The organism is Sphingobium yanoikuyae, assembly GCF_034424525.1.
GTDB lineage: Bacteria > Pseudomonadota > Alphaproteobacteria > Sphingomonadales > Sphingomonadaceae > Sphingobium > Sphingobium yanoikuyae.
The window spans coordinates 317,830-341,302 of record NZ_CP139979.1 but is presented as its reverse complement, the minus strand read 5'-3'; the positions used below and the strand labels follow the sequence as shown (position 1 = coordinate 341,302).

Here is a 23,473-nt window from a genome sequence, read left to right as displayed (position 1 = left end):
CCTCTGGTGACAAAAGTGCCGAAATGCGTGGGTGCCAGGATCAGACTTCCTGACAACCGACACGAAAAGATAACTCGGGGTCGCCAATCAGGCGCGACTTGCCACCTTGGCGAGGCGCAGTGGCGGGGTCGCGACGCTCAGATCCACGCCCGATTCAACCGACATGCGATCGCGCCCCTTGCGCTTGGCGTCATAGAGCGCGCGGTCTGCCCGATCGAACAGGTGCGGCAGTTCCTCCGTGCCCGTGATGCTTGCCGCCGCCCCGATGCTGGTCGACACTTGCAGACTCGCCCCGGCGACACCCGCCCCGCTCTGCGCAAAACGATGGCAGATGCGGCGACCGAGCGCCGGCAGATTTTCGGGCGGAAGACCGAACAGCAGAACGGCAAACTCGTCACCGCCCAGCCGCGCCACCAGTGCATCGGCGGGCACGCAATCCGTCAATATTGCAGCCAGTCCCGACAGCAGCCGGTCGCCGGTTGCATGGCCGAAGCCGTCATTGACCGCCTTGAAATGATCGACGTCGCACAGCAGCAGCGCCACCGGCTGGCCGGCCCGCCGCGCCAGCGCCATCCCGGCTGCCGCCTTCGCCTCGAACGCGCGGCGATTATAGGCCCCGGTCAGCGAATCCCGCTCGGCCAGCGCGGTGATCTGCCGTTCGCGCCGGTGACGCACCGCCGCCAGCATCAGCAGCGCCAGCGACACCTCGACCAATATGCCCTCATAGAGCGACGCCTTGATCAGCAGCCCCTTGAAGCCGACCAGGCTGACGAAAAGGCCCGGCATGAAGATCAGCCCCGACTTGGCGAGGTAGAAGATGCCATGGCCAAGGAAAATATGCCCCAGCCGCACCGCATCGCGCACTTCGCTGGTGCGGCGGAGCGAGAGCAGGAGGGACGCGGCCTTGAGCGACAGGATCGCGACCAGCGCCGAATTGACGAGGCCGAACAGGGCGGTGCGGTCATTTGCCGGATCGGTGCCCAGCAGCGCCACCCAGACCAGCAGCACGCCGAGCCAGATGCCAGGGAGGCGTCGCCCGGCAAAGGCCGCCGCCCCCTTGGCGAACAACAGATGCGCCACCACCAGCAGGCCATTGGCCAACCAGACATAGAGAAGGAAGCTGTCCACCGTGCGCAGCACCGACATGCCGCTGCCCACCACGATGGTCGCGAATCCCGCACTCCACCAGGCGAGCGAGCGCACCTTTGCCAGACGCCATTCGGCAGCCAGCACCAGCGCCGCAACAAGGGCGATGGCCTGGGTCATGAGCAGCATGGTGACGGCGTCGATCGGCATGGACAGGTTCATCGGGGAAAGGAGCGTGTTATCTATCCGAATATGCTGAACAAAAGGTTCCCGCCCGGCTCAGCTCGTCGCACGCACCAGCAGGTCGTCTGTGACCGTCATGGTAAAGATCGGATCGGCATCCGCCGGCACTTCGGCGATCGCGTCGACAAAGGCGGCGCGGGTTGCCGGGTCGTCATAGACCATCTTCGCATCGAAGGCCGCGCGCCAGGTCGCCTCGTCCGGCCATTCGGCATAGCCCACGAACCGCCCGTCCGCATCGCGGTGCAGGCGCGATCCATAGCTGCCATATTTTTCACGGATGAGGTCGGTGCCGCGGCGCCAGGCGGCGCGGAACTGCTCTTCCTTGCCGGGGTGGACGCGCCACCAATAGACCGCAACGAACATGGCCACCTCCTTGTGCGGAGACAATGGCCGGGCGGCGGCAGGAGTTCCGGCGGGCAGGCCGATCGCCCGCCCGCCGGCAATGTCGCTTAGAGGATCGACTGGCCGGTCTTGGCCCAGTCCGACATGAAGCCGGCAATGCCCTTGTCGGTCAGCACATGGTTGAACAGTGCCTTGATGACGGCCGGCGGCGCGGTCATCACGTCCGCGCCGATCTTGGCGCTGTCGAGCACGTGGATCGGGTGACGGACCGACGCGACCAGGATTTCGGTGTCGAACGCGTAATTGTCATAGATCAGGCGGATGTCTTCGATCAGCTGCATGCCGTCGAAGCCATTATCGTCATGACGGCCGACGAAGGGCGAGATGAAGCTGGCGCCGGCCTTGGCCGCGAGCAGCGCCTGGTTGGCCGAGAAGCAGAGGGTGACGTTCACCATCACGCCATCGTCGGTCAGCGCCTTGCAGGTCTTGAGGCCGTCGATGGTCAGCGGCACCTTGATGCAGACATTGGGAGCGATCTTCCGCAGGACCGCGGCTTCCTTCATCATCGTCTCATGGTCGAGCGCGACGACTTCGGCTGATACCGGGCCGTCCACGACGCCGCAGATTTCCTCGATCACTTCCAGGAACTTGCGGCCCGACTTGTGGATCAGCGACGGGTTGGTGGTGACGCCGTCCAGCAGGCCGGTGGCGGCCAGGTCACGGATTTCGGCAATGTCGGCGGTGTCGACGAAGAATTTCATGGGATGCTCCGGGGCAGGATTCGCGAATCGGCTCCCTTTAGCGGCTGGCCGATGGATTGGCCATCGGGGCGAACGGCGATTGCCTTGGCCCCCGCCGCCTTCTACCTCTTCCGCGACAGGGGAGCGGCCATGAAGTTTGCGATGCGCGCATATATTTGCCTGACCGCCCTCGCCATGCTCGTCCTGCCCTTTCCTGCCCGCGCTGCGGATCAGGAGGCGCAGACCTGGATCAGCGCTGGCGGCGTCGCGCAGATTGACGACAATGATCGCATCGGCATCGAAACAAGCTATCGCCTGCGGCCGGCCGATGACCAGCTGCTGCAACGGATCACCCTGGACCATCGGATTGCCGACGGCGTGCAGCTGGGCGGCGGCTTCGCCTTCGTTACCAGCCGAAGGCAGAAGGAAATGCGCTTTCACCAGCAACTGATCATCGACCTGGGCGTGCTGCAGAGCCGCACCCGGCTGGAACAGCGCTATATCGACAGCGCCGCGCGCCCGGCCTGGCGCCTGCGCGAACGTATCCAGATCGACATCCCGCTGGAAAAGCAGCGGAAATGGTTCCTCCTGACCTCCGCCGAATTTTTCTTCGAACTGCACAAGCCAAGCGCGGTCCAGGACAGCGAACTTGTGACCACGCGGCAGCTGATCGGCCTGCGTCATGTGCTGACGCCGCGGCTCGGCATCCAGCTCAGCTATATGCGCCAGCATAGTTTTCCCGACGACCGCCCCGATGAGGTCGTCCATGTCCCCTGGCTGGCGATCGCCTGGCGGCTCTGACGATTTGCCAGAACGGCAAGAGCGGTTAAGGACGCTGCATGGCCCGCGCCCGTGTCCTCCTGCTCAATGCCGCCCTCGGCCCGCTCGACTATCGCATCCCCCATGGCATGACGGCCAGGCCGGGCAGCATCGTGGTCGCCCCGCTGGGCCCGCGCCAGCTGGTCGGTGTGGTCTGGGACGAGGAGTCCTTTCCGGATGTCGAGACGGTCGGCGACAACCGGCTGCGCAACCTGCTGGAAGTGCTGGACGCGCCACCGCTGCCTGAAACGCTGCGCCGGCTGATCGAATGGACCGCCGACTATTATCTCGCCCCGCCGGCCGCCGTGCTGCGCATGGCACTGGCGTCGATGTCCGCGCTGGAGGGCACCCGGACCGTCATCGAATATCGTGCCACCGGCCAGCTGCCCGATCGCATGACCGAACAGCGGACCCAGGCGATGGAGCGGATCGGCGACCGGCAGGGGCTGGTGCGCGAACTGGCGATGATCGGCGGGGTCAGCGATACGGTGATCCGCGGTCTGGTGAAGGCCGGCGCGTTCGAGCCAATCGAGGTCAGCGTCGACACCCCCTTCCCCGAGCCCGACCCGGCCCACGCGCCGCCGGCCCTGTCCGACCAGCAGATGGCGGCCGCGACCGACATGGCGGACGCAGTGCGTGCCCATGAATTCGCCCCCTTCCTGCTCGACGGCGTCACCGGATCGGGCAAGACCGAAGTCTATTTCGAGGCGATCGCCGCGGCCATCCGCGCCGGCAAGCAGACCCTGGTGCTGCTGCCCGAAATCGCCCTGACCGAACCCTTTCTTGAACGGTTCGAAAAACGCTTCGGCACGGTCCCGGTCAACTGGCATAGCGGCCTGCGCCAAAGCGAACGCCGCCGCGCCTGGCGCGCGATCGCGGCGGGCGAGGCCCGCGTCGTCGTCGGTGCCCGATCCGCCCTGTTCCTGCCCTACCCCAATCTGGGCCTGATCGTCGTCGACGAGGCGCATGAAGCGAGCTTCAAGCAGGAGGAAGGCGTCCATTATCACGCCCGCGACGTCGCGGTGATGCGGGGCCTCATCGAACATTTCCCGGTCGTTCTGGCCTCCGCCACTCCCGCGATCGAGACACGGCACCAGGTCGATCTCGGCCGTTATCGCGAGATCAAGCTGCCCGCCCGTTTCGGCGGCGCGCAGATGCCCGATATCGAGGGCATCAACCTGCTGACCGATCCGCCCGAGCGCGGTCGCTGGATCGCGCCGCCGCTGGTGGTGGCGATGGAGGAAGTGCTGGCCAAGGGCGAGCAGAGCCTGCTCTTCCTCAACCGGCGCGGCTATGCGCCGCTGACGCTGTGCCGCCATTGCGGCTATCGCTTCCAATGCCCCAATTGCACCAGCTGGATGGTCGAGCATCGGCTGACCAAGCGGCTGGCCTGCCATCATTGCGGCCATGTCATCCCGGCGCCGCGCTTCTGCCCCGAATGCAAGGAAGAGGACAGCCTGGTCGCCTGCGGCCCCGGCGTCGAGCGCATCGCCGACGAGGTGAAGGCGCTGTGGCCACAGGCGCGGGTTGCCATCGCCACGTCGGACACGCTGCACTCGCCCGCCCGCGCCGCCGATTTCGTGAAGTCGGTCGAGGCTGGGGACATCGACATCATCGTCGGCACCCAGCTCATCACCAAGGGCTATCATTTCCCGAACCTGACCCTGGTCGGCGTGATCGACGCGGACCTGGGGCTGGAGGGCGGCGATCTGCGCGCGTCCGAACGCACCTTCCAGCAGATCATGCAGGTCGCCGGGCGCGCCGGGCGCGGCGAAAAGCCGGGCCATGTCTTCATCCAGACCCGCATGCCCGATGCGGAGGTGATCCAGGCGCTGATCGCCGGCGACAGCGAGCGTTTCTATCTGATCGAGACCGAAAATCGCCGCCGCGCCAATGCCCCGCCCTTCGGCCGCTTCGCCGCGATCATCATCTCCAGTGAGGACAGCGACGAAGCCGCGCAGACCGCGCGACTGATCGGCAAGTCGGCGCCGCAGGTGGAGGGCATGCGCGTCTATGGCCCCGCCCCTGCCCCCCTTTCCGTGCTGCGCGGCCGCCATCGCCACCGGCTGCTGATCCATGCCACGCGCCAGGTCGACATCCAGTCGGTGATCCGCGAATGGCTGGGTAATCTGGTATGGAAATCGACCACCCGCGTCGCGGTGGACGTCGACCCCTACAGCTTCATGTAGGAAATTTACGGAGCCAACCATGGCACGCGACACGACGGGAACCGTATGACAGAATTGTTGTTTCTGGGGGATAGCCACATGAACTGTTTGGCGAAGCCAATCACCGAGGGGCGACTCCGCGGCTATGACTGCCGCATCGTCCAAGTGCCGGGAGCAACAGCCGTCGGATTGCGACATCCCAAATCAAAGACCCAGGCGCTGCAACGATTCCGCGATGTGCTGCTCCCCTTTCGACCGGATTGCATACCAGTTTTTCAGATTGGGGAGGTGGATTGCGGTTTTGTGATCTGGGTCAGGGCACAACGCCACGGCGAGTCGGTTCAGCAACAACTCGATGCTTCCCTCGCCGCCTACCTCAATTTCCTGTCTGAAATGCAGAGCGCAGGTTATTGTCGACAGATCGTAACGTCCGCTACTCTGCCGACGATCGACGACAATCCTGCAACAATGGGCGAGGTTCATATCCTGCGGCAAGAAGTCCAGGCGACCCAACGCGAGCGGACGGATCTGACACTGACCTATAATGACAGATTGCAACAGGGGTGCCGCGCGAGAGGCATTGATTTTCTCGATATCGCAGAACTAATGTTGGACCCTCAAACCCGGCTTATCCGGGATGATCTGAAAAACCCCAATTTGGGCGACCATCATATCCATCCGGATCGGGGGGCCGACCTATGGATCAGCAGCCTGCTGCGCTTCCTTAACATGCGTCCCTGAAGCCTCATTCGGACCATTCAGCTCAAGCGGGGACGCGTAGCGCCACCGTCATGGCGCGGGTGAAGGATTTCGAGCCGATCCGCCGTTAAAGCGGCATCGCATCGCCTGGTGCGACAATGATGACCACGCGGCGGTTTTCCTGACGGCCGACCTCGCTGTCATTGCTCGCGACCGGCGCCCGCAACCCCATGCCCACCGGATGCAGCGCCGCCGACGCCATGCCACCCGCCGCCAGCGCATCGGCCACAGCCTGTGCCCGCTTCTGCGACAATTGCTCATTATAGGCAGCCGTGCCGGTATTGTCGGTATGCCCCTCCACCTTGGCGCCGCGCACTTCGACGGCGACCAGCGCGCTCGCGATCCGGCTGATCACATCGCGCTGCGCCGGGATCAGCACACTCTGGTCGGTCGAGAACAACAGCCGGTCGGCCATGCCGAATTCCCAGTTGCTGCCCACCGGCTGGAAGCCATTGGCGCGCAACACCGTCTTCTGTGCTTCGGTGAAGCCATCATTCGGCTGCACCGTCTGACAGGCTGCCAGCAGCGTCAGCGCCAGGAGGGAAAGAAGCTTTCGCATATTGTTCCTCATCATCAATTCCTGCCGTCGCTCCGCGCCTTGGCCGCATACATGGCCGCGTCGGCATGGCGCAGCAGCGCGCGCGGATCGACACTGTCCTGTGGATAGAGAGCGCTGCCGATGCTCAGCGAGGATCGGATACTGACGCCGCTCGGCAACATGATCGGCTGGGTCATGCTGGTCCCGATCTGCGCCGACATCTGATCGGCCTCGGATCGGGTCGCCCCGGCCGCCAGGATCAGCGCAAATTCGTCGCCGCCCAGACGGAAGGCCATGTCGCCCGGCCGCAAGGCCATCCGCAGCCGCGCGGCGATGACGATCAGCATGACATCGCCGGCATCATGGCCATGGCTGTCATTGACCTGCTTGAACCGGTTCACATCGACATAGATGACCGCGAAGGATGTGTCGCCTGCATCGGCCTGCGCCATGGTCGCCGCCAGCTCTCGCTCGAACATCGCACGATTGCCAAGGCCGGTCAGCGGATCGCGCGTCGCCTGGCGCTCCAGGATACGATTCTCGTTCAAAATGCCGGTGTGCCATTCGTCCAGTTCATCCAGCAGCGCATTGAAATCGCGCGCGAACTGATCGACCTCATGAATGCCGGCGACCGGCACGCGCCGATCGAACTGGCGGTCAGTGCGAACTGCATGGGCGACTTGCGCAATATGGGCCAATGGTCCCGTCACGTCGCGCTGCAACCGCCGCGCCAGCAACTGGGTCGCGACGATGGTCAGCCCCAGGCAGGCGAGCGCAGTGGCCACCCCCGACAGGATATAGCGCCCCAGCCCTCCGGCATCGCCGAACACCTGCACTTCGGCCACGACGACCGGCCCATGATGAACCGGCACCCGCACCGGGCTGGGCCAGAACAGCGCGTCCACGATCCGGGACAGGTTGCCGGCCATGCCGCGATCGGGCCGGTTCCAGGCCGCGATCAGCCGTCCATCACGATCATGCAGCTCGACCGATCGCACGCTTTCGGATGCCGCCACCGTGGCGATCCCGCGCCGCGCCGCATCGACATCCTCGAACAGCAGGGCCGGCTCGACCGTATAGGCGACGGTCTGCGCGATCAGCGTCAGGTTGCGCGCGGCATAGCCGCGAATGACGGTGACACCTGTCACCGTCAGCGTCAGCCCCGCCATCAACACGGCGAACAGGATCAGGCGCAGATGCGCTCGCGCCAGCAACTGACGCAAGGTCGGCATTGCGGTCGGGCTTGGCTCGGCCATGGTCAATAGCCCCCCTTCGCCACGCGCAGCACGCGCGGATCGATCCGCACCGTGGATCGGGACACCGCATCGATGTTGAGCTGGAAGGACAGGGTCTGCGGCGCGAACAACAGGCAGAACATCGCCCCACCCGCACAGTCGCGATCATCCTCCGCGATGGTCACCACCGGATTGCCGCGCACTGCCGCGATCAGCCGCTGGCGCACCACCGCGTCCAGGCTTCCGAGATAAAGCGCATCGCACCGCGCGGCCGGCGCGGCCTCGTCGGCGGCCAGCGCCACCGTGGCGATCCGCGCCCCGTTCGTCAGGCTGATCTCATCCAACTGGTCGCCATGGGCGACGACACCGGCCATGCACATGCGCACGACCGGCCGCGCGGTTGGCCAGCGGGTAAATTCCAGGATGGATCCGACCATGCGCGCCACGCCGGCCGCCATCCGGTCGGGGCCGGGGCCGATCGGCATCGCCACCGGCCGCGCCAGCGGCAAGGCCACTGTCATGGTCGGTGTCATCAGCAACAGCCAGAATAACAGACTACGCAAGCCCACCCGCCCCCATCGAAGAAGGCGCGAGCCTATAGTTAATCAAAAGTTAAATTACGAGAATATTGTGACGCAAGCGGATCGAGAAAGGATCATTCACCTGTTGCCTTCGCTGTCATCTTCGCGCGGCGCTCCGCTTCTAGCAGGCTCCGCTTGCGGTCGACTCCATAGGCATAGCCGCCCAGGCTTCCGTCGCTGCGCAGCACACGATGACACGGCACCAATATTGCCAGGCCATTGTCGCCGCAGGCGGTCCCCGCTGCGCGCACGGCGCCCGGCCGGCCGATCGCCGCGGCGATTTCTCCATAGCTGCGCGTCTCGCCCGCCGGGATCGCCCGCAAGGCGGCCCAGACCGCCTGCTGAAAGGCGGTGCCGCCGACATCGGTCGGCAGGTCCGCGTCGGCGCCCGGATTGTCGACCAGCGCCGCCACTGCCGCCGCCCAGCGATCCAGCGCGGCGTCCGAGGGCAACAGAGTCGCGTTGGGGTATCGGCGGCGCAGGTCCGCCTCCCCTTCCTCGAAGGCGATGCGGCACAGGCCGCGCTCGGTCGCCGCGACCAGCAGCGCGCCCAGGCTCGTCCCGATCACGACATGGCGGATATCGACGCCGCGCCCGCCCTCGCGCCAGGCGCTGGGCGTCATGCCCAGATGCCGTTCGGCATCGGCATAGGCGCGGCTCGGCGCGTTATAGCCTGCCTCATAGATCGCATCGGTCACGCGGCCGGGCGTCGCCAGTGCCGCCTTCAGCCGCTCAGCGCGCAGATCGCGGGCATAGGCGGCCGGGGTCAGGCCGGTGATCCGCTTGAACAAGCGATGGAAATGATGCGGCGCATAGCCGACATGGTCGGCCATCTCCTCCAGTCGGGGCGGCGTTTCGGCCGCGCGGATCAGGCGGATCGCCGCCTCCACCGCCTGCTGGTCGCGCCCCACCTCATCCGGCCGGCAGCGCAGGCAGGCACGGAAGCCCGCCGCACGGGCCGCCGCCCCGTCGGGCAGGAAGATCATATTCTCGCGCTTCGGGTGCCGGGCCGGGCAGCTGTGCTTGCAATAGATGCCGGTGGTCAGCACCGCTCCCACGAAGCAGCCATCCTGCCGGCGATCACGCGCCAGAAAGGCGGTCCAGCAGTCTGTGGCATCGGGCATGGCGGCCGGGACGGGTTCGGGGCGTGTCATCTGGTTCATGGATATGGGGTAATCCAGACGGCTTGGCGAGGCTTCCCGTCGCTTGCGGTCAAAAGCACACGGCCCGTCGCATCCGCTTTTTCCCGATTGCCTAAAGCGGGCCTTCGCATATGTATGCGCCTCCTATGGTCGCCCTTTTCCGTCACCTTCGCCCGATCGCCGCGCTTGTCGCGTCCCTCGTCCTGCTCAGCCCCGCACGGGCCGAACAACAGGATATCACCGCCGCTGCGCGCAGCGTGGTGCGCGTCGCCCTGGTCGCGACCAACGGCGCGGACGCCTATTTCGTGGGCCATGGCAGCGGCATCGCGATCGCCCCGGACAAGGTGCTGACCAACGCCCATGTCGTCGAACTGGCGCGCGAGGAGAAGGATCTCGTCATCGGCGTGATCCCGTCGGAGGGCAAGAAAAGCTATGGCGGGCGGATCATCGCCTATTCGCCGGGCAATGACCTGGCCCTGATCCAGCTGGAGGAAGGCAGCCTGCCGGTTGCCACCTTCTATGCCGGGGCGGTCGATGACGGCCAGCATGTCACCGCCATCGGCTATCCCGGCACCGTCGATCGCGCCCAGGGCCTTAGCCTCAAGCAACTGGTCGAACCGCTCGGCACGGTGAAGACCAGCGGCAGCATCTCGTCCGGCCGCTCCAGCCAAAGCTTCGACACCATCCTGCACACCGCCCCGCTTGCCGCCGGCAACAGCGGCGGCCCGCTGGTCGATGATTGCGGCCGGGTGCTGGGCGTCAACAGTTTCGGCTCGATCTCGGACGGCAATGATGCCGAATTCGGCTTTGCCGTATCCTGGCGCGAAGTCGCCTCCTTCCTGCGTCAGGCCGGCGTGTCCTCGCTCCACACCGTCGTCGCCTGCCGCACCATGGCCGAAGCCGACGCGGCCGAAGCCTCGATCACCCAGCGCGAATCGCAGCTGACAGAACAGAATGACCGCGCCGCCGCCGACAAGCGCGAGCAGGCGCTGCAGCAGGCCCGCGACACCGCCGAGCGCGACGTCATTTCCGGCCGCGAAAATGCGATGGCGGGCGCCGCCGTGCTGCTGGCCCTCGCCGTGCTGGGTCTGGGCGCTGGCGGCCTCTTCTACAGCCAGGGCCGCGAAAAGCGTGCCACCTGGTTCATCGCCGGTGGCGGCATCCTGCTGATGGGCGCGCTTGGCCTGTTCGTGTTCAAGCCCAGCTTTGCCAGCATCGACGAGCAGGTGAAGCTGCCCGAGGACCAGAGCGTGGTCAGCAACAAGGCCTTTGCCTGGGCCGGCGACAATATCTGTCGGATCGACCTCAACCGCAGCCGGCTGACCGTGTCGCAGCCCAATGATGTCGGCCTGAACTGGGCCGAGGGCGGCTGCGTCAACGGCGACACCCAATATCAGGCGACCGGCACGACCTGGCAGCGCGCCCATGTGCCCGACGAGGGCAATTATGTCAGCCGCAGCGAATTCGACCCGGCCACCGGCCTGTTGCGGGTCCAGCGCTGGCTGCCCGATGGCGACACGATGGACAAGGCCCGGGCCCTGCTGAAGGATGGCCCGATCAAGGGATGCAGCAGCGATTCCACGATGTTGACCCGGATCGCGACGCTCCAGTCGGACCTCGCCGCGCTGCTGCCGCCCCAGCCGAACGAGCGGCTGGTCTATCATTGCCAAAAAGGACGGCTTGCCCCCGCAGACCCCGCTCCCTAGCCTGTCCGTTTTCCCGAAAAACTCAGTCAAATTGGCTTGATTTCGTCGATGCGATGGAATCGTGTCACATGACTTGCATAGTCATATTGGCACTGCTAACCGGCCCGACAACAGGGGACGGTTATTACTGCTCCCCCTCTTTTTGCATGACCGGCAAATCAAGTTGGAGGACGGTAAGCGCGTGGAGACTACCGGCGGTATTCAGGCCAGCCTCAGCGGCCGCTATGCGGTGGCGCTGTTCGATCTGGCCCGCGACGGCAAGACGCTCGACACCGTCGCAGCGAGCCTCGCGGCAATCAAGGCGGCGATCGCAGAATCGTCTGATTTCAAGGGCCTGATCAACAGTCCCGTTCTCAGCCGCGACGCAGCGGGTAAGACGATCGCGGCGGTTGCATCCGCCATGTCGATCGATCCGCTGACGACGAATTTCCTGGGCGTGCTCGCCCAGAACCGTCGCCTCTCGCAGCTTCCCGCGGTCATCCGCGCCTATGAGACGCTGCTGTCGAATCACAAGGGCGAGGCCCGCGCCGAAGTGACGAGCGCGCATCCGCTCACCAAGACTCAACTGACCGCGCTGGCCAAGGGCCTCAAGGCGCGTGTCGGCCGCGACGTTGCCGTCGAGGCCAAGGTCGATCCCGCGATCCTGGGTGGGCTGGTCGTCAAGATCGGCAGCCAGATGATCGATTCCTCCATCCGCACCCGTTTGAATAGTCTCGCCCTGGCGATGAAAGGCTGAACATGGATATCAACGCCGCAGAAATTTCGAAGGTCATCAAGGACCAGATCGCCAATTTCGGCACCGAAGCGCAGGTCAGCGAAGTCGGTTCCGTTCTGACCGTGGGTGACGGCATTGCCCGCGTCCATGGCCTCGACAACGTCCAGGCGGGCGAAATGGTCGAGTTCGCCAATGGCGTTCAGGGGATGGCACTCAACCTCGAAGCCGACAATGTCGGCATCGTGATCTTCGGCTCGGACGCCGAGATCAAGGAAGGCGACACCGTCAAGCGCACCGGCACCATCGTCGACGTTCCCGTCGGCAAGGGTCTGCTGGGCCGCGTCGTCGACGGCCTCGGCAATCCGATCGATGGCAAGGGCCCGATCGAATATACCGAGCGCAAGCGCGTCGAAGTCAAGGCGCCGGGCATCATCCCCCGCAAGTCGGTGCACGAACCCGTGCAGACCGGCCTGAAGGCGATCGACGCCCTCGTCCCCGTCGGCCGTGGCCAGCGCGAACTAATCATCGGTGACCGCCAGACCGGCAAGACCGCCGTCGCGATCGATACCTTCATCAACCAGAAGGGCATCAACGCGGGCGACGACGAGAGCAAGAAGCTCTATTGCATCTACGTCGCCGTCGGCCAGAAGCGCTCGACCGTCGCGCAGATCGTCAAGCAGCTCGAAGAAAATGGCGCGATGGAATATTCGATCGTCGTCGCCGCGACCGCTTCGGAGCCCGCTCCGCTCCAGTATCTGGCGCCCTATACCGGCGTCACCATGGGCGAATTCTTCCGCGACAACGGCATGCACGCCGTGATCGTGTATGACGACCTTTCCAAGCAGGCCGTCGCCTATCGCCAGATGTCGCTGCTGCTGCGTCGTCCTCCGGGCCGCGAAGCCTATCCGGGCGACGTCTTCTATCTCCACAGCCGCCTGCTGGAACGCGCTGCGAAGATGAACGACGCCAATGGCAATGGCTCGCTGACCGCGCTGCCGATCATCGAGACCCAGGCAGGCGACGTGTCGGCCTATATTCCGACCAACGTGATCTCGATCACCGACGGCCAGATCTTCCTCGAAACCAACCTCTTCTACCAGGGCATCCGTCCGGCCATCAACGTCGGCCTGTCGGTGTCGCGCGTCGGCTCGGCCGCGCAGACCAAGGCGATGAAGAAGGTTTCGGGCTCGATCAAGCTGGAGCTGGCCCAGTATCGCGAAATGGCGGCCTTCGCCCAGTTCGGTTCGGACCTCGACGCCTCGACCCAGAAGCTGCTGAACCGCGGCGCGCGCCTGACCGAACTGCTGAAGCAGGGTCAGTTCTCGCCGCTGCCGTTCGAAGAGCAGACCGCGTCGATCTTCGCCGGCACCAACGGCTATCTGGACGGCATCCCGGTCAAGGACGTGACCCGTTATGAAGAGCTGATGCTCGCCTATCTGCGTCACGACCACCCCGAAGTGCTGACCGCGATCCGCGACAGCAAGGATCTGGGCGACGACGCCAAGGGCAAGCTGAAGGCTGCGCTGGACTCGTTCGGCAAGACCTTCGCTTAAGACGCTGTGCTGACCGCCCATTCCCTTCTTGCCTGGACCGTGATGTCGATCGGTCTGGTGCTGCTGCCGGGGCCGGACACCATGTTGGTGGCCGGCCACGCGGCGCGCCGCGGCTTCAAGGCGGGAATGGCGGCGATCGGCGGCATCCAGCTCGGCGGCCTGTTCTACATGCTGTTGTGCGGCTTCGGCTTCCTCAGCGTGCTGAATGCGGTGCCGGGGCTGTTCTTGGGCGTTAAGATCGCCGGTGCCCTCTATCTGGCCTGGATGGGCTTTGGCCTGCTGCGCGGCGCGATCAAGCCGACGCCGGCAAGCGAAACGCCCAAGGTCCGGATCGGCGGATCGCCCTTCGCCCAGGGCTTGGTCAGCACCGTGCTGAACCCCAAGGTCGCGATCTTCTTCCTCGCCGCGCTGCCGCAGTTCGTGGGCACCGGCCCGGATGCGCCGTGGCAGGGCATGCTGCTGATCGCGATCGTCTATGGGCTCGGTTTCCTGTGGTGCGCCCTGCTCGCGCTGCTCGCCACCAAGGCGGGCCGCAAAGTGGGGCAGAGCAGCGCGATGCGCTGGTTCGAAGGCGCCATGGGCGTCGGTTTCTTTGGTCTCGCGGGCCGTCTGGCCCTTGCTCGGAATATTTGAACTATGGCTAGCCTCAAGGAACTGAAGCTGCGCATCGGGTCGGTAAAGTCGACCCAGAAGATCACCAAGGCGAAGCAGATGGTCGCCGCGGCCAAGCTGCGCAAGGCGCAGGCCGCTGCCGAAGCTGCCCGCCCCTATAGCGAGCGACTGGAAGCGGTCGTTGCAAGCCTGGCGACCAAGATCGCCGGCGGCTCGGGCGAAGGCGCTTCGCCGCTGCTCGCCGGCACCGGCAAGGACGAAGTCCATCTGCTGGTCGTCGCCAATAGCGATCGCGGTCTTGCCGGCGCGTTCAACGCCAATATCGTGAAGGCCGCGCTGGCCAAGGCCCGCGCGCTGGAGCTGGATGGCAAGAAGGTGCTGTTCTACCTGATCGGCCGCAAGGGCCGACCGGTGATCAACCGCACCTATCCGGGCAAGATCGTCGCCAATTACGACACCACCGGCGCCAAGGAGCCGGGCTTTGCCCAGGCCCAGGCGGTGGCGCAGGAACTCAGCCAGATGTTCCTCGACGGCAAGTTCGACGTCGCCCATCTCTTCTATTCGCGCTTCAAGTCGGCGCTCGCGCAGATCCCGACCGAACAGCAGATCATCCCGGTGAAGATCCCCGCCGACGCCGACCGCAATGCGATCGCCGCGACGGTGGAATATGAGCCGAGCGAGGAAGCGATCCTCGACGACCTGCTGCCGCGCAACGTCACGGTGCAGCTCTTCAAGGCGCTGCTGGAAAACAACGCGTCCGAACAGGGTGCGTCGATGACCGCGATGGACAATGCGACCCGCAATGCCGGCGACCTCATCAACAAGCTGACGATCCAGTATAACCGCAGCCGCCAGGCCGCGATCACCACCGAACTCGTCGAAATCATCTCGGGCGCCGAAGCCCTCTAAGGACAAGCAGGCAAGGACATAGTCATGGCAACCACCAACAATGTAGGCCGCATCTCGCAGGTCATCGGCGCCGTCGTCGACGTGACCTTCCCCGATGCGCTTCCGGCGATCCTTTCGGCGCTGGAAACCAGCAACAACGGCCAGCGCCTGGTGCTGGAAGTCGCCCAGCATCTGGGTGAGAACACCGTCCGCACCATCGCGATGGACTCGACCGACGGTCTGACCCGCGGCCAGGAAGTCACCGACACCGGCGCGCAGATCTCGGTTCCGGTCGGCCCGGCCACCCTGGGCCGCATCCTGAACGTCGTCGGCGAGCCGATCGATGAGCGCGGCCCGGTCGCCACCGAACTGCGTTCGCCGATCCATGCCAAGGCACCCGAGTTCGTCGACCAGTCGACCGACGCGTCGATCCTGGTCACCGGCATCAAGGTCATCGACCTTCTCGCCCCCTATGCCAAGGGCGGCAAGATCGGCCTGTTCGGCGGCGCCGGCGTGGGCAAGACCGTTCTCATCCAGGAACTGATCAACAACATCGCCAAGGGCCATGGCGGCACCTCGGTCTTCGCGGGCGTGGGCGAACGCACCCGTGAAGGTAACGATCTGTACCATGAATTCCTCGACGCCAACGTCATCGCCAAGGATGCCGACGGCAACGCGATCAGCGAAGGTTCGAAGGTGGCCCTGGTTTATGGCCAGATGAACGAACCGCCGGGCGCCCGTGCCCGCGTCGCCCTGTCGGGCCTGACGATCGCCGAATATTTCCGCGATGTCGAGAACCAGGACGTGCTGTTCTTCGTCGACAACATCTTCCGCTTCACCCAGGCGGGCGCGGAAGTGTCGGCTCTGCTCGGCCGTATTCCTTCGGCCGTGGGCTACCAGCCGACCCTGGCGACCGACATGGGCCAGCTGCAGGAACGCATCACCTCGACCAACAAGGGCTCGATCACCTCGGTGCAGGCCGTCTACGTCCCCGCGGACGACTTGACCGACCCGGCGCCGGCGACCTCGTTCGCGCATCTTGACGCCACCACCGTTCTCAACCGCGCCATTTCGGAACTGGGCATCTATCCGGCGGTCGATCCGCTGGACTCGACCAGCCGCGTTCTGGAACCCCGCGTCGTCGGCCAGGAACATTACGACACCGCCCGTGCCGTCCAGTCGATCCTGCAGAAGTACAAGTCGCTGCAGGACATCATCGCGATCCTGGGCATGGATGAGCTGTCGGAAGAGGACAAGATCACCGTCGCCCGCGCGCGCAAGATCCAGAAGTTCCTGTCGCAGCCGTTCCACGTCGCCGAAGTCTTCACCGGCATCTCGGGCAAGTTCGTCCAGATCGAAGACACGGTGAAGTCGTTCAAGGCCGTGGTCGATGGTGAATATGACCATCTGCCCGAAAACGCCTTCTACATGGTCGGCGGCATCGACGAAGCCATCGAAAAGGCGAAGAAGCTGGCTGCAGAAGCAGCCTAAGCTCTAACCCCATATACCCCTCCCCGCCTTGGGGAGGGGGCATAGGACATAAAAATGGCACTGCATTTCGAACTCGTGACCCCTGAAAAGCTCGTCCGCTCGGAAGAGGTCTATCAGGTCGTCGTTCCCGGCACCGATGGCGACTTCGGCGTGCTGGAGGGCCACGCGCCCTTCATGTCGACCGTGCGCGACGGCGCGATCCAGATCTTCGCATCGGCTGGCGCCGCACCGGAAATCATCCCGGTCGAGGGCGGTTTTGCTGAGGTCAATGAAAAGGGCCTGACGGTTCTCGCCGAAAAGGCGGGCTGAGCTCGATCCATCTTTGGTTCGCAGCGCGAACCCCATCAAATCTCTCGCCACGATGATGGCGATACGAAAGCGGCGCGTACAGCGCCGCTTTTTTTTCGTGGCATGGCTGGTAGCCCGATAAGACGGCCAACGCGACCCACGCCGTGTTTAAGGGCTTTTTTACTATGATTGCCTAGGCCCCGTGAAGCGACCAACCGCTACGGACAGCCCAATGAATCCTTGTCGGCCCAACCGGTGCGATGCACGCGCCATTGCCCTAACCAAACGCTCACCTTCATGACCGCATCGCCCTTTCTATCAGATCTGGCGAGTCTGCTCGCAGGTGTTGGACTTGGGGCGCTCTGGCTGCTTCTACCCGGCGCGGGTCTGGCAACACTTGTAGAGCGCTGTGGACCGGATTTTGGCCGCGGATGGCCTCGGCTCGGCTGGTCACTGTCGCTGGCGCTGACATTATTGCCGGCCGTCGACGCTCTGCTGGTCCGAGCAGGTGGCATCGGCATGATGCTGCCGCTTCATGCCGGGCTGGCCATCCTTGCGCTCAGACGTCCGGACATTCTGCGCCCGCAACGACAAGGGTGGCGCCTCGCGGTCCCCATGGTCCTGCTCTGGTTCATCCTCATAGTCATTCAATTTGCCGACTATGTGACATCCGATGGCATGCTCAATCAGTCGCTGCTGGAATTCGATCTGGTCAAACATGCAGCGGTAACCAGTGCCATAGCCCATCAGGGTGTGCCTTTTGCCGACCCCTTCTTCGCTCGGCCAGGTTTCGCGGGCTATTATTATTATTTCTACCTTCTTCCTGCCGCCATCCACTGGGCCGGTGAACCGTTCGTCAGCGCGCGTATGGCCTTTGCCGCCGCAGCTTTCTGGACAGGCATCGCGGTTCCCGCGTTGCTCTGGCAAATCTCATCAGAGGCGGGGCTGATCACGGCCGAACGCGGACGACGCTTCATGCGGCTGACCCTGCTCTTCTGCTTTGTATCGGGCACCGACCTGCTGTGGATGGGCTATCGCTATCTGTGGAGCGGCAATCTGGAATCGCGCAGTGACTGGTGGAGCACCGAAGTTACCTTCGTCCTGCATTCGATCGTCTGGGTACCGCATCACATTGTAGCACTTATTGCAGCCTGGATATCCATGCTGCTGCTGGTACAGGCTAGGCAACTTCCTAAAATTGGCCGATACATGATCGCTGTTTTGGCTGGGCTGGGTATAGCGACCTGTTTCGGATCGTCCGTGTGGATCATGCTGACCATCGCGCCGGTTCTGGCCGGCTGGGGGCTGATCAGCCTCAGGAAGGGTGACATCACGATCCTCATTGCCGGCATAGCCGCGTTGCTCGCCGCCATCTACCAGATACATGACCTGATCGTCGCTCGGCACGACAATGCCCTGCCAATCGCGCTCACCATTCGCCCCTTCACCTTCATCTTGCCGAGAGAGGGAAGCTGGGCATTATTGCACCTGCTGGCACTGCCATTGAATTACGCCATGGAGTTCGGCATTTTCGCCTGGGGCTCGATCCTGTATTGGCACACTCGCAAAGAATGGCCCCGTCAACCGGTCCAGATCCTCTTGCTCGCCAGTGCAATGGTTTCGCTACTCATTGCCAGCTTCCTCAAGTCCACGATCATCAACAATGACCTCGGCTGGCGGTCGATCTGGTTCGCACAACTGGCCGCCATAATCTGGACGACAGCTTCGCTGCACGACCAACCCAGACCGATCGCAGATCGACCTTTCACCTTCAAGCTCCTCCTCGCACTCGGCATTGCGGCCGTCCTGTGGGATATCGCAGGCGTTCGCCTGATCCGGCCGCCCTATGCCCCGACCAGTCCGTCACACGAGTTGTTCCGTCTGCGCAGCGACAATCTGGATCAGCGGCGCATTTATGAATGGGCGGCGCGCCATCTGCCGGCGAATGCCGTGATCCAGCACAATCCTGCCCTGTTTCAACGGTCCTTCAATTTTGGCCTTTACGGGCGCCAGCCAACGGGTGTGGCAGATAAGGAGGCCAATCTTTTTGGCGCTTCGATGGATGATGTCAGCCTACGCATCGCGACAATCGCGCCCATTTTCAGCCGCGCCCTGCCGCAGGCGGAGATACGTCGCCGCGCCGAAGCTTCCGGGGTCGATTATCTGATGATTGCCGCAGTCGATCCCGTCTGGAGTGCGCATAAGGGGCCGCCGCCCGGCCTACGCTGCATACATCGCGAGCCTCTTGCCTGCTTGATCGCCACGAAAGACATTGCCCGATGACCAATATTCGACCTATTCGAAACCTGATTTTGGCCTATGTCGGTGCGCTGGTCGCAGGCTTTCTTCTCTATCTCGCGCTCATCGCCTCGCCATTGCTGGCAAGCATTTCACTGCTTTTCTATCGCGGTGTGTTTATTGCCTTCATAAGCGCGCTGCTTTTAGCGCTGTTAATCGGCTGGGCGGGGCGATGGTTGCGTTCCTTGGATCTGTCGACGGCAATCGGCGCGGTAGCCCTCTCGCTCGCCTTCAATATCAGCTTCCTCATCGTTTTCCCGGTCACCTTTGACCGATCCATCACCATGTTCCTGCTTGCCCGGATCGAACGTCAGAACGGTCAACTGACCCCACCGATGCTGGAACAGGTTTTCATACGCGAGTATCTTGGTGATCTGCGCCAGATCGATCGGCGAGTGCGGGAACAGACCTTGTCCGGCAATATCGTTCAGCGCAACGACGGCAGGATCGAACTCACACCGCAGGGCTCCAGGCTCCTTGACAGCGGACGCCTGATCGGCGGCTGGTTTGGCGCAGACCCGCGGTTCGTTACGCCTCCACCACCCTCAAACGCCCATTAGCCATTTGTCAAAGTTTCCAGCTTATTCACCTTCTCCAGCCATGGTGAATCGGCCCATTTTGGGGTGGCTGGCCCGATCGCAGAATTCCGGCGGAGAGTTATGAGCGCATTTGGACGGAAAAATGGACCTGCCGGCATCAAGCCGGGTTTCGGCGTCGCCCGACCGATGCACAGCGGCGGCGCAGCGCGCGAGGAGGCCCCGCGCGGCGGCGAGCAGTTCCCGCCGCTCGATCTGGCCGCCCTGCCCGGCGAAATTCCGCTCGATCCGCTGTCGGCCCCGACCAGCCAGATGCAGCGCAATGCGGACGCCATGTCGCGCCTGTCGGAACGCGCCAATGCCGAACATGTCGCCGATGCCGGTCCGCAAGGGTTCGAGGCGTCGGTTCACAAGATCAAGGAACAGGTGCTTCCCCGCCTGCTCGAACGCGTCGATCCCGAAGCGGCCGCGACCCTCACCAAGGATGAACTGGCGGAGGAATTCCGGCCGATCATCATGGAAGTGCTGGCCGAGCTGAAGCTGACGCTCAACCGGCGCGAGCAGTTCGCGCTGGAAAAGGTGCTGGTCGACGAGCTTCTGGGCCTCGGCCCGCTCGAGGAATTGCTGGCCGACCCGGACATCAGCGATATCATGGTCAACGGCCCGGAGCAGACCTATGTCGAAAAGAAGGGCAAGCTCCAGATCGCGCCGATCAAGTTCCGCGATGAAGAGCATCTGTTCCAGATCGCCCAGCGCATCGTGAACAAGGTCGGCCGCCGCGTCGACCAGACCACGCCGCTGGCCGACGCCCGCCTGCCCGACGGTTCGCGTGTCAACGTGATCGTGCCGCCGCTCAGCCTCAAGGGCACGGCCATCTCGATCCGTAAATTCTCGGCCAAGCCGATCACCATCGACATGCTCGCCCAATGGGGCGCGATGAACCAGAAGATGGCGACCGCACTCAAGATCGCCGGTGCCTGCCGTTTCAACATCGTCATTTCGGGCGGTACCGGTTCGGGCAAGACGACGATGCTCAACGCGCTGTCGAAGATGATCGATCCGGGCGAGCGCGTGCTGACCATCGAGGACGCGGCCGAACTGCGCCTGCAGCAGCCGCACTGGCTGCCGCTCGAAACCCGCCCGCCCAACCTGGAAGGCCAGGGCGCGATCACCATCGGCGATCTCGTCAAGAACGCCCTGCGTATGCGTCCTGATCGCATCATCCTGGGCGAAATTCGTGGCGCGGAGTGTTTCGACCTGCTCGCCGCGATGAACACCGGCCATGACGGCTCCATGTGTACGCTCCACAGCAACAGCCCGCGCGAATGCCTGGGCCGTATGGAAAACATGATCCTGATGGGCGACATCAAGATCCCGAAGGAAGCCATTTCCAAGCAGATCGCCGACTCGGTCGACCTGATCGTCCAGGTGAAGCGCCTGCGCGACGGTTCGCGCCGCGTCACCAACGTGACCGAAGTGATCGGCATGGAAGGCGACGTCATCGTCACCCAGGAACTGTTCAAGTTCGAATATCATGACGAGGATGACAGCGGTAAGATCATCGGCGAATATCGCTCGATGGGCCTGCGCCCCTATACGCTCGACAAGGCCCGCATGTTCGGCTTCGACCAGCCCTTCCTCGAAGCCTGTCTCTGACCCTCAGGGAATAAAGGCGTCCGCTCCCGCGTAGACGGGGATGTGAATCGTCACATCCTCATCGCGGGAGCAGCCTTTCTTGTCCGTTCGATCCCTTTCGCGCCATGGCCTTGCCGCCATGGCGAGCGCCTTTCTGGGCGATGCCGCGCTGGCGTCAGACGCCTATCCCGACGTGCCCGAACCGATGATCTTCGACATGATGCGGCCGCTGGGCGCCAAGCGCGGCGAACTGGAGGTCAATACCCTGGCGACCGTTCCGCTGTCGGGCGATGACGACGCCGTCCATTGGGCGCCGGAAATCGAATATGCCTTTGCCGACGGCTTCGCGATCGAGGGCGAATTGCCCTTCGTCAACGGCCGGCTTGCTGAACTGAAATTGGGTCTGCAGGCAAGTTTCGGCACCACAGGCGGCGGGCGCACCGGCCATGGCGTCCAATATCTCGGCATCTATGACCGCCGCGCCAAACAATATCGCAGCAGTTTCGCCTATATGGTGGCCCATCGCTACAATAGCCGCTGGAGCAGCGTGACGATGGCAGGGCTTGCCGACGTAAAGCTGTCGGGCGGCCATGGCCGCAACGGCGTGATCCTCAACCACTCAGCCTTCTACGACAGCCGCGAAGGGCAGGTATTGGGGCTGGAGATCAATTATCAGGGCGGCAGCGAGGGCGGCCTGCTGCTGATGCCGCAATTGCACCAGCAACTGGGCGGCAATTTCGCCATGCAGGCGGGCCTTGGCGCGGAACGGCCACGCGGCGATATCTTCCGCCCCACCGCCGGCCTGCGCATCATTCGTCAATTTTAATTGCCCATCGATGGAATAGGCGCGATCCGACAAGCGTAAGCGGGGCATGACGCTGCATTCCCCGCTCTCTTCCCTTCGCGCCCATATTCATGCCGCCCTGCCGGTCGCCACGGCGCCGACATCATCCCGGCCGCTGAAGATCGCGCTGTTTTCGGGCAATTATGATTGCGTGCGCGATGGCGCGAACCGAGCGCTCAACCGCCTGGTCCGGCATATGCTGGACCAACATAAGGCAGAGGTGCGCATCTATTCGCCGACCGCGCCGACGCCGGCCTTCGCCTCGGCCGGCGATGTCCGATCGGTGCGCTCGCTCTGCATTCCCGGTCGTCCGGAATATCGGCTCGCGATCGGCCTGCCCCGTGCCGCCCGCGCCGATCTGGAGGCGTTCCAGCCTGACATCGTGCATCTGTCCGCGCCCGACCTGCTCGGCCGGCAGGCGCTGAACTGGGCGCGGCGCAACGCCGTTCCGACCGTCGCCAGCCTGCACACCCGGTTCGAGACCTATCTTGCTTATTACCGCCTCGGCTTCCTGCGGCGGCAGGTCGAGGCCTATCTCGATCGCTTCTATGGCGATTGCGACCGCATCCTCGCCCCGACCCCGCCGATCGCCGCGGGCCTCGCCGCAATCCATGGTGCCGAGCGCATTGCCCTCTGGAGCCGCGGCGTCGATCGATCCGTCTTTCATCCGGCGATGCGAGATGAAAGCCTGCGCGCCCAGCTTGGCTATGCGCCCGACGATGTCGTGCCGCTCTTCTTCGGCCGGCTGGTCCGGGAAAAGGGGCTCGATATCTTTGCCGACGCCATCATCGCGGCGCGCGCCAACGGCCTGTCGCTGCGCCCCCTGATCCTGGGCGATGGCCCGGCGCGCGATGCCCTCGCCCGCCATTTGCCCAATGCCAGCTTTGCCGGCCATGTCGAAGGGGCACGTATCGGCGCACTGGTCGCCAGCGCCGACATCTTGGTCAATCCCAGCGTCACGGAAGCGTTCGGCAACGTCAATCTGGAGGCGATGGCCAGCGGCCTTGCCGTCCTGTCGGCCGACGTCCCCAGCGCGTCCGCGCTGATCGATAATGGCGTCAACGGACTGCTGGTCCCGCCGGGCGACGTTGGCGCCTATGCCCGCGGCCTGGCTTCCCTCGTCCGCGACACCGGCCTAAGGCGGCGGCTCGGCCGCGCGGCGGAGGCGACAGCAGGCGACTATCGCTGGGACCATGTCCTGGATTCGGTGGCGCGCGTCTATCGCGAACTGGCGGGCGCCCCAATGGAATGATG

22 protein-coding genes are annotated in these 23,473 nt (G+C 64.2%); 15 read left to right on the top strand and 7 right to left on the bottom strand.

From position 1 onward, the window contains the following. Window positions 1–87: 87 nt before the first annotated feature. The 3 genes from U0025_RS01600 to fsa form a co-directional block, all read right to left on the bottom strand. The gene (locus U0025_RS01600) at window positions 88–1,296 is read right to left on the bottom strand and encodes a GGDEF domain-containing protein (protein WP_254792306.1); all 1,209 of its coding nucleotides are present in this window, start codon (window positions 1,294–1,296) and stop codon (window positions 88–90) included. Between the two features lie 69 nt (window positions 1,297–1,365). Continuing rightward, on the bottom strand, window positions 1,366–1,692 hold the full coding sequence (locus U0025_RS01595) for an antibiotic biosynthesis monooxygenase family protein (RefSeq protein ID WP_004210781.1): 327 nt from the start codon (window positions 1,690–1,692) through the stop codon (window positions 1,366–1,368). Between the two features lie 86 nt (window positions 1,693–1,778). Continuing rightward, entirely contained in the window at window positions 1,779–2,432 is a 654-nt protein-coding gene (fsa, locus tag U0025_RS01590) for a fructose-6-phosphate aldolase (RefSeq protein ID WP_004210778.1), read from the bottom strand. Window positions 2,433–2,561: 129 nt separating this feature from the next. Here fsa and U0025_RS01585 point away from each other — a divergent pair, with 129 nt between their 5' ends. From U0025_RS01585 to U0025_RS01575, 3 genes are read left to right on the top strand one after another with little or no spacing between them, the layout of a single operon-like run. Next, window positions 2,562–3,212, top strand: a complete 651-nt coding sequence (locus U0025_RS01585; RefSeq protein WP_004210777.1) for a DUF2490 domain-containing protein — start codon at window positions 2,562–2,564, stop codon at window positions 3,210–3,212. A gap of 38 nt (window positions 3,213–3,250) precedes the next feature. After that, window positions 3,251–5,419 (top strand): primosomal protein N', encoded by a 2,169-nt coding sequence (locus U0025_RS01580; RefSeq protein ID WP_004210776.1) that lies wholly within the window; start codon window positions 3,251–3,253, stop codon window positions 5,417–5,419. 45 nt (window positions 5,420–5,464) lie between these two features. After that, on the top strand, window positions 5,465–6,139 hold the full coding sequence (locus U0025_RS01575) for an SGNH/GDSL hydrolase family protein (RefSeq protein WP_004210775.1): 675 nt from the start codon (window positions 5,465–5,467) through the stop codon (window positions 6,137–6,139). A gap of 85 nt (window positions 6,140–6,224) precedes the next feature. Here U0025_RS01575 and U0025_RS01570 read toward each other — a convergent pair whose 3' ends face one another. The 4 genes from U0025_RS01570 to ada all read right to left on the bottom strand — a co-directional run bounded on the left by U0025_RS01570 (window position 6,225) and on the right by ada (window position 9,674). Further along, the gene (locus U0025_RS01570; protein WP_004210774.1) at window positions 6,225–6,716 is read right to left on the bottom strand and encodes an OmpA family protein; all 492 of its coding nucleotides are present in this window, start codon (window positions 6,714–6,716) and stop codon (window positions 6,225–6,227) included. 14 nt (window positions 6,717–6,730) lie between these two features. Further along, a complete protein-coding gene (locus tag U0025_RS01565) occupies window positions 6,731–7,951 on the bottom strand; it encodes a diguanylate cyclase domain-containing protein (RefSeq protein WP_004210773.1) in 1,221 nt (406 codons plus the stop codon). Window positions 7,952–7,953: 2 nt separating this feature from the next. After that, complete coding sequence (locus U0025_RS01560) at window positions 7,954–8,499, bottom strand: YfiR family protein (RefSeq protein ID WP_234415643.1); 546 nt, start codon at window positions 8,497–8,499, stop codon at window positions 7,954–7,956. 86 nt (window positions 8,500–8,585) lie between these two features. Continuing rightward, on the bottom strand, window positions 8,586–9,674 hold the full coding sequence (ada, locus tag U0025_RS01555; RefSeq protein ID WP_323156752.1) for a bifunctional DNA-binding transcriptional regulator/O6-methylguanine-DNA methyltransferase Ada: 1,089 nt from the start codon (window positions 9,672–9,674) through the stop codon (window positions 8,586–8,588). A gap of 125 nt (window positions 9,675–9,799) precedes the next feature. Between ada and U0025_RS01550 the strand changes: the two genes are divergently transcribed. From U0025_RS01550 to U0025_RS01495, 12 genes are all read left to right on the top strand, one after another. Further along, complete coding sequence (locus tag U0025_RS01550) at window positions 9,800–11,359, top strand: S1C family serine protease (RefSeq protein WP_004210770.1); 1,560 nt, start codon at window positions 9,800–9,802, stop codon at window positions 11,357–11,359. A gap of 181 nt (window positions 11,360–11,540) precedes the next feature. Next, window positions 11,541–12,095: a F0F1 ATP synthase subunit delta gene (locus U0025_RS01545; RefSeq protein WP_004210769.1), complete on the top strand. Its 555-nt coding sequence runs from the start codon at window positions 11,541–11,543 to the stop codon at window positions 12,093–12,095. A gap of 2 nt (window positions 12,096–12,097) precedes the next feature. Then, window positions 12,098–13,627 carry a F0F1 ATP synthase subunit alpha gene (atpA, locus tag U0025_RS01540; protein WP_004210768.1) on the top strand — a complete coding sequence of 510 codons (1,530 nt, stop codon included), beginning with the start codon at window positions 12,098–12,100 and terminating at the stop codon, window positions 13,625–13,627. 6 nt (window positions 13,628–13,633) lie between these two features. After that, window positions 13,634–14,260, top strand: a complete 627-nt coding sequence (locus tag U0025_RS01535; protein WP_323156751.1) for a LysE family translocator — start codon at window positions 13,634–13,636, stop codon at window positions 14,258–14,260. Window positions 14,261–14,263: 3 nt separating this feature from the next. Next, window positions 14,264–15,148, top strand: coding sequence for a F0F1 ATP synthase subunit gamma (locus tag U0025_RS01530; protein WP_004210766.1), 885 nt, complete (start codon window positions 14,264–14,266; stop codon window positions 15,146–15,148). 24 nt (window positions 15,149–15,172) lie between these two features. After that, window positions 15,173–16,618 (top strand): F0F1 ATP synthase subunit beta, encoded by a 1,446-nt coding sequence (gene atpD / locus U0025_RS01525; protein ID WP_004210765.1) that lies wholly within the window; start codon window positions 15,173–15,175, stop codon window positions 16,616–16,618. Between the two features lie 54 nt (window positions 16,619–16,672). Then, window positions 16,673–16,927 (top strand): ATP synthase F1 subunit epsilon, encoded by a 255-nt coding sequence (locus U0025_RS01520; RefSeq protein WP_004210764.1) that lies wholly within the window; start codon window positions 16,673–16,675, stop codon window positions 16,925–16,927. A 276-nt stretch (window positions 16,928–17,203) separates the two neighbouring features. Then, window positions 17,204–19,189 carry a hypothetical protein gene (locus U0025_RS01515; RefSeq protein WP_254792309.1) on the top strand — a complete coding sequence of 662 codons (1,986 nt, stop codon included), beginning with the start codon at window positions 17,204–17,206 and terminating at the stop codon, window positions 19,187–19,189. Then, on the top strand, window positions 19,186–19,764 hold the full coding sequence (locus U0025_RS01510; protein ID WP_004210761.1) for a hypothetical protein: 579 nt from the start codon (window positions 19,186–19,188) through the stop codon (window positions 19,762–19,764). Before U0025_RS01515 ends, U0025_RS01510 begins: the two co-directional genes overlap by 4 nt. Window positions 19,765–19,863: 99 nt before the next feature. Next, on the top strand, window positions 19,864–21,396 hold the full coding sequence (locus U0025_RS01505) for a CpaF family protein (protein WP_004210759.1): 1,533 nt from the start codon (window positions 19,864–19,866) through the stop codon (window positions 21,394–21,396). A 79-nt stretch (window positions 21,397–21,475) separates the two neighbouring features. Continuing rightward, the gene (locus tag U0025_RS01500) at window positions 21,476–22,201 is read left to right on the top strand and encodes a hypothetical protein (RefSeq protein ID WP_254792310.1); all 726 of its coding nucleotides are present in this window, start codon (window positions 21,476–21,478) and stop codon (window positions 22,199–22,201) included. A 46-nt stretch (window positions 22,202–22,247) separates the two neighbouring features. After that, entirely contained in the window at window positions 22,248–23,471 is a 1,224-nt protein-coding gene (locus U0025_RS01495) for a glycosyltransferase family 4 protein (RefSeq protein ID WP_004210756.1), read from the top strand. The last annotated feature ends 2 nt before the right edge of the window (window positions 23,472–23,473 follow it).